This is a genomic window from Kribbella sp. NPDC023972 (assembly GCF_040639075.1).
Lineage (GTDB): Bacteria > Actinomycetota > Actinomycetes > Propionibacteriales > Kribbellaceae > Kribbella.
The window spans coordinates 1,438,408-1,444,780 of sequence record NZ_JBEZZH010000001.1 but is presented as its reverse complement, the minus strand read 5'-3'; the positions used below and the strand labels follow the sequence as shown (position 1 = coordinate 1,444,780).

6 protein-coding genes are annotated in these 6,373 nt (G+C 66.4%); 4 read left to right on the top strand and 2 right to left on the bottom strand.

All coding sequences use genetic code 11. From position 1 onward, the window contains the following. The 3 genes from mmsA to AB0F43_RS06735 form a co-directional block, all read left to right on the top strand. A partial coding sequence (mmsA, locus tag AB0F43_RS06745) for a multiple monosaccharide ABC transporter ATP-binding protein (RefSeq protein ID WP_360471606.1) occupies positions 1-1,663 on the top strand: 1,663 nt, incomplete at its 5' end. Next, positions 1,660-2,925 (top strand): multiple monosaccharide ABC transporter permease, encoded by a 1,266-nt coding sequence (mmsB, locus tag AB0F43_RS06740; RefSeq protein ID WP_360471604.1) that lies wholly within the window; start codon positions 1,660-1,662, stop codon positions 2,923-2,925. The genes mmsA and mmsB, both read left to right, overlap by 4 nt. 21 nt (positions 2,926-2,946) lie before the next feature. Continuing rightward, positions 2,947-4,026 carry a LacI family DNA-binding transcriptional regulator gene (locus AB0F43_RS06735; RefSeq protein ID WP_360471601.1) on the top strand — a complete coding sequence of 360 codons (1,080 nt, stop codon included), beginning with the start codon at positions 2,947-2,949 and terminating at the stop codon, positions 4,024-4,026. 83 nt (positions 4,027-4,109) lie between these two features. Here the strand turns inward: AB0F43_RS06735 and AB0F43_RS06730 are convergent, their stop codons facing one another. Together AB0F43_RS06730 and AB0F43_RS06725 are read right to left on the bottom strand one after the other, a co-directional pair. Then, complete coding sequence (locus tag AB0F43_RS06730) at positions 4,110-4,502, bottom strand: hypothetical protein (RefSeq protein WP_360471598.1); 393 nt, start codon at positions 4,500-4,502, stop codon at positions 4,110-4,112. 243 nt (positions 4,503-4,745) lie between these two features. Then, a complete protein-coding gene (locus AB0F43_RS06725; RefSeq protein ID WP_360471596.1) occupies positions 4,746-5,777 on the bottom strand; it encodes an alcohol dehydrogenase catalytic domain-containing protein in 1,032 nt (343 codons plus the stop codon). 91 nt (positions 5,778-5,868) lie between these two features. Here AB0F43_RS06725 and AB0F43_RS06720 point away from each other — a divergent pair, with 91 nt between their 5' ends. Then, complete coding sequence (locus tag AB0F43_RS06720; protein ID WP_360471593.1) at positions 5,869-6,351, top strand: Lrp/AsnC family transcriptional regulator; 483 nt, start codon at positions 5,869-5,871, stop codon at positions 6,349-6,351. The last annotated feature ends 22 nt before the right edge of the window (positions 6,352-6,373 follow it).

The window sequence follows — 6,373 nt, the reverse complement described above, 5'->3', positions numbered from 1 at the left end:
CCGGTGGCACAACTATCTGCCCGCCATCGTCATTCTCCTGGTGCTGCGCCGGGTGATCGAGGCGGTCGACGACCGCTGGCCGAACCGCCGAGCCCGGCCGCGGTCTGACCGCGAAGGAGGCTCTATGAACGACGTTCTGCTCGAGATGCGGGACATCACCAAGCGTTTCCCCGGTGTCAAGGCTCTCGAGGACGTCTCGCTCGCCGTCCGGCGGGGGGAGATCCACGCGATCTGTGGCGAGAACGGTGCCGGCAAGTCGACCCTGATGAAAGTGCTTTCCGGCGTCTACCCGACCGGTAGTTACGACGGCGAGATCAGGTTCGACGGCAAGCCCGTCCACTTCGCCGGCATCCGTGACAGCGAAGCCGTCGGGATCGTCATCATCCATCAGGAGCTGGCGCTCGTGCCCTACCTGTCGATCGCGGAGAACATCTTTCTCGGCAACGAACGCCGCGGGCGCGGCGGGCTGATCGACTGGAACCGGGCCAACGCCGAGGCCCGCGAACTGCTGGCCTCCGTCGGGCTGGACGAGAACCCGGTCTCGCCGGTGATCCAGCTCGGCGTCGGCAAGCAGCAGCTGGTCGAGATCGCCAAGGCCTTGTCGAAGGAGGTCCGGCTGCTGATCCTCGACGAGCCGACCGCCGCGCTCAACGATGTGGACTCGGCACATCTGCTCGACCTGCTCCGGCGGCTGCGGGACCGGGGGATCACCTGCATCATGATCTCCCACAAACTGAGCGAGATCACGGCGATCGCCGACTCCACCACGGTGATCCGGGACGGACACACGGTCGAGACTCTCGACATGAGATCCGGGGACGTGACCCAGGAGCGGATCATCCGCGGCATGGTGGGACGCGATCTCGACAGCTTCTACCCGGACCGCGTCTCCGAGCCGGGGCCGGAGGTCCTCCGGATCGAGGACTGGACGGTGTGGCATCCGGTTCAGCCGCGCAAGGTCGTCGACGGCGCCGGCCTCAATGTGCGGGCCGGTGAGGTTGTCGGCATCGCCGGGCTGATGGGCGCGGGGCGCACCGAGCTTGCGATGAGTGTCTTCGGCCGCTCGTACGGACGCAACATCAGCGGCCGCCTCTACATGCACGGCAAGGAGGTCCGGGCGCGAAACGTGGCCGAGGCGATCGGCAACGGCATCGCCTACGCCACCGAGGATCGCAAGCGGTACGGGCTGAACCTGATCGCCGACGTCCGTGCCAACGTCTCCGCCGCCGCTCTCGGCAAGCTGGCCCGGGCCGGATGGGTCAACGGCAACGAGGAGATCAAAGTCGCGGAGCAGGGACGGCGCGACATGAACATCAAGACGCGCACCGTGCTGGACACCGTCGGCACCTTGTCCGGCGGCAACCAGCAAAAAGTCGTGCTGTCGAAATGGCTCTTCACCGATCCGGACGTGCTCATCCTCGACGAGCCCACGCGCGGGATCGACGTCGGAGCGAAGTTCGAGATCTACACGATCATCAACCGGCTCGTAGCCGAGGGGAAGGCGGTCATCGTCATCTCCTCCGAACTCCCCGAACTGCTGGGAATCTGCGACCGGATCTACACCTTGTCGGCCGGGCGGATCACTGGCGAGTTGCCGGTCGGCCAGGCAACTCAGGAAAACCTCATGGCGCTCATGACGATGGAGAAGGAGCTCGCCGGATGACCAGCACCAAACCTTCCGCACGGCCGCAGGACGCAACGGCGGAAAGCGCATCGGCGGAGAGCGCCTCCGCCGCCGCACTGCACGTCGGCACCAGCGACCCGTTCACCCTGATCACGCGCAACCTGCGGCAGAGCGGCATCTACATCGCCTTCGTCGTGATCGTGGCGCTGTTCGCCTTCATGACCGACGGTGTCCTGCTCAGCCCGGGCAACATCACCAACATCGTGCTCCAGTACTCCTACATCCTGGTGCTCGCGATCGGCATGGTGATCCTGATCATCGCCGGGCATATCGACCTGTCGGTCGGGTCGATCGTCGCGTTGACCGGTGCGGTGTCCGCCGTACTGGTCATCCAACATGGACAACCGTGGTGGGTCGGCGTAGTGGCAGCCGTGGCGGTAGGCACCGCGGTCGGGGCCTGGCATGGTTTCTGGGTGGCCTACGTCGGCATGCCGGCGTTCATCGTGACGCTGGCCGGCATGTTGCTGTTCCGGGGCCTGACGTTGCAGGTGCTGGACAATGTCTCGCTGTCGCCGTTCCCGGGCGAGTACCAGAAGGTCGCCAGCGGCTTCCTGAACGGCCTGATCGGCGGGCAGGGGTACGACGCCTTCACGCTGCTCATCGCCGCGATCGCGGCTGGCGGGTACGCGGTCAGCGTGTTCCGCACCCGGCTGGCGCGGATCCGCTACGAGCAGCCGGTGGAGTCGTTCCCGCTGTTCGTCACCCGCGTGCTGCTGGTCGCAGCGGTCGTCATGTACTTCGCCTGGCAGCTCGCGCATGCCCGCGGTCTGCCGATCGTACTGATGATTCTCGCTGTCCTGGTGATCACCTACGGGCTGATGACGAAGAACACCGTCTTCGGTCGCCAGGTCTACGCGATCGGCGGCAACCTATCGGCCGCGATGCTGTCCGGTGTGAAGGTCCGCAAGGTCAACTTCTGGATCTTCGTCAATATGGGGTTCCTGGCCGGCGTCGCCGGGGTCATCTACTCGTCCCGGTCCAACGGTGCCCAGCCTGCCGCCGGTAACATGTTCGAGCTAGACGCCATCGCGGCGGCGTTCATCGGCGGCGCGGCCGTCGCGGGCGGCGTCGGCACGGTGGTCGGGGCGATGGTCGGAGGTCTCATCATGGCGGTCATGAGCAACGGAATGCAGCTGATGGGTATCGACCAATCGACGCAGTCCGTCGTGAAGGGCCTGGTGCTCCTGCTGGCTGTTGCCTTCGACATCTACAACAAGCGCCGCGCCGGCGCATCACGCTGACGAAGGAGTCGGAGTCCAGTCATGGATCGCCCCGTTGCGGGTTCGGGAGCAGCAGATCTCGGCAATGACGGCATTGCGGTGGGCGGGGCGATCCGTTCCCTCGGTATGTCGGACGTTGCCGCACGCGCCGGCGTGTCGCACCAGACGGTGTCGAGGGTCATCAACGGGCGACCGAACGTGGCGGCGGCGACCCGGAAGAGGGTTCTTGAGGCGATCGCCGAGCTCGGCTACCGTCCCAACAGCGCGGCACGGGCCCTGGTGACCGGGTCATCCCGCACGATCGGGCTCGCGATCGCCAACATCAGCCAGTACGGACCCGCCCAGACCTTGCTCGGTCTGGAACACGCGGCGCGCGAGGCCGGCTACTTCCTGACCGTGTCGGTACTTGACGACGACACCGCCGGCGGCCTGGTCGAGGCTGTCGAGCGATTGGCGACCCAGTCTGTCGACGCCATCGTTGCGTTGAGCACCTATGAGGGTGCTGTCCGCGCACTGTCCGATGTGAGTCCTAGGGTGCCGCTGATCGCCGTGCAGGCGGAGCCTGGAGGGCAGGACCTCGCGGTCTGGGTCGACCAGGAGGCGGGCGCCGCTCTCGCTACCAGGCACCTGCTCGACCTCGGTCACCGCACTGTTCATCATGTGAGGGGGCCGGCCAACGCCCTCGAGGCGGATGCCCGGGAACGCCGCTGGCGGATGGAGCTCGAGTCGGTCGGCGCTCCCGTTCCGCCGGTGCTGCACGGCGACTGGTGGCCGCCGACCGGTTACCTGGCCGGTCGCGACCTCATCGCACGTCGTCGTGGGGGAGAGGAAGTCACAGCCGTCTTCGTCGCCAACGATCAGATGGCGCTGGGGTTGCTCAGCGCATTCGACGAAGGCGGGATCCGGGTACCGGATGAGATCAGCGTGGTCGGATTCGACGACGTTCCCGAAGCGCCGTACTACGTACCACCCCTGACGACGATTCGGCAGGACTTCGCCGAGTTGGGCCGGCGCGTCGTCGAGGCGGTCCTCGCGCGAATCAGTGGTACGTCGATTCAACCTCAGCCGGTTCAACCGCATCTGTTGGTCCGCAGTACGACCGCCCCGCCACCCAGCAAGTAACTCCGGCGCTCAGCTTGACGTCATGGCCTGGCGCACGTACTCCGAGATCGATTCGACCGGATGCATCGAAGCGACGAACGGCTTCACTCAGTTGTGGGTTCGGCGAGTCTCGTGGGGAGCGGAGCCAGGGGATAGGTGCGCCAGAAGTAGTTGTCAGCGGCATGTTGGTCGCCGGGGTAGTTGATGGCCTCCGCGATGCGGTCGTTCTGAATGCGGAAAGCGAGTGCCCAGGTGAGGTCGAGCCCGGCGGGTGTGGTACTCCAGCCGCGGAGGTCGACGACCCAGACGCCGTCGGCGGCGAGGAAGATCGGCTCGGCCCGGAAGCCTGCGCGAGCCAGCGCGGCAAAAGAAGGCGAGCACTTCGTCGACGCCGCGTACGAGCGTGGGGCGACTGGTGGGCGGTGAATCCACGTCCGAACGGTCGCGAGCCCATCTGGGGGCCGGAGAACGACAACACCGAGGAGATGCTCGAACACGTCGCCTCCGGGCTGGCGATCTGCATCAGCCCTGAATCGCTGAGCCGTAACTACGCCCGGCCCGACCTCATCTGGATCCCCATCACTGACATCCCGCCGCTGCGTATCGCCACCTCGCCTCCGCTGCCCCGGCACAGTCAAGGACTTCGCATCCGTCGTAGCCGAGCTGAGCTAGCGCGCTTGGCTTGCTGGACGCAGGTTCAGACACACGGCAGCTCTGCCCGGACGGCGGGAACGAATCTGCTAGCTGGGCCGGATCAACGCCTTGATCGCCTGCCGGTTGTCCATTGCCCGGTAGGCGTGGGCGACGTCGCCTAGAGGGACCTCGGTGGTGAAGATCGGCGAGGGGTCCAGGACGCCGGCGAGGACATCGGTGATGAGGGCATCGAGGTAGCGGCGGACCGGTGCGACGCCGGCCCGCAAGGTGACATTGGCACGGAAGAGCCGGTAGAGGTCCACGTGGTCGACGCCGTTGGGGACCCCCACCGAGCCGATCGTTCCGCCCGGGCGCGCAACGGTCAGCGCGAGGTCCAGAGCGGACTGCCCGCCGACGCATTCCACAACCGCGGCGGAGCCGCCACCGGTCCAGTCGACGACGGTTGCGGCAGTCTCGGCTTCATCGGCGTAGAGAACGTCGGTAGCGCCGAAGGTCCTGGCCAGGCGCAGACGATCAGGATGGCGGCCGATGGCGACGATACGTTCGGCGCCAGTTCGTGTGGCGGCGAGGACCGCGCACAGTCCCACCGCTCCGTCGCCGATCACCACCACGGTCGATCCGCGGGTGACGCCGGCGAGCACGGTGGCGTGGTGACCGGTGGCCATGACGTCGGTAAGCGGCAGCAACCTCCTCGACAGCGCGTCGTCGACATCGGCGCGGACCGCGACCAGTGTCGCGTCGGCGAAGGGAACCCGGATGGCCTCGGCCTGCCCCCCACCGTTGCGTCCGCCCCAGAAGCCCCCAGCAGGGCAGGAGGTCTGCACGCCGTCGCGGCAGGCCGGGCAGGTGCCATCGGAGAACGCGAACGGCGCCACCACGAGATCGCCCCGCTTGATTTCGGTGACGTGCGATCCCACGTCCTCGACGATGCCGATCCACTCGTGTCCCATCCGGTCGCCGGATTGGAACTTCTCCAAGCCCCGGTACGACCACAGATCCGAGCCGCACACGGCGGCCACCACGATCCTCACGAGTGCGTCGGTGGGTTCGGCGATGACGGGATCAGGGACATCGACGACGCGGATATCGCCGATGTCATGGAGCACAGTTGCCTTCATGATCAATACGGTATGTTCGCAGGTGCCGCACGATCCATGACATTATGAAGGATGATCGTGGCTGTGGCAGTCCTTCTGGGGGTCAATCGCCTTGGGTGCCGTCGAATCGTCGCTGGATCAGACCGACCTGAAGATCGTGCGTGAGCTGGCCCGCGACGCACGGGTCAGCCTGGTGGAACTGGGCCGCCGCGTCTCGCTGAGTCGGCCGGCCGTAGCCGAGCGGGTACGCAGACTCGAAGATTCCGGCGTCATCACCGGCTACGGCGCCCGCGTGGACCTGTCCAAACTCGGCCTGCCGCTACACGCTCGCGTCTCACTTCGCCCACGTCACCGTGCGGTCCGCAGCGTCGGCCAGTTGCGCGAGCGCCTCCTCAAGCTGGAATCCGTGCTCTCCTGCGTGCATGTCACCGGGCCGAACTGCTATGAACTGGCGATCGCCGTAGCTGACGCCGCGCAGCTGGAACGCCTGATCGAACAGCTCAGCATGTACGGCGACACGACCACCTCGGTGGTCCTCTCCGAGCTCGTCCAACCCGGCGATGTCGACATCACCACGTGGATCGAATCGCGCTGACCACGACCACGGGCGACAAAGT

What these genes read in the sequence shown, in the direction of transcription:
- mmsB (WP_360471604.1), top strand. Translation starts at nt 1,660, where the DNA reads ATGACCAGCACCAAACCTTCCGCACGGCCGCAGGACGCAACGGCGGAA.
- AB0F43_RS06735 (WP_360471601.1), top strand. Translation starts at nt 2,947, where the DNA reads ATGGATCGCCCCGTTGCGGGTTCGGGAGCAGCAGATCTCGGCAATGAC.
- AB0F43_RS06725 (WP_360471596.1), bottom strand. Translation starts at nt 5,777, where the DNA reads ATGAAGGCAACTGTGCTCCATGACATCGGCGATATCCGCGTCGTCGAT.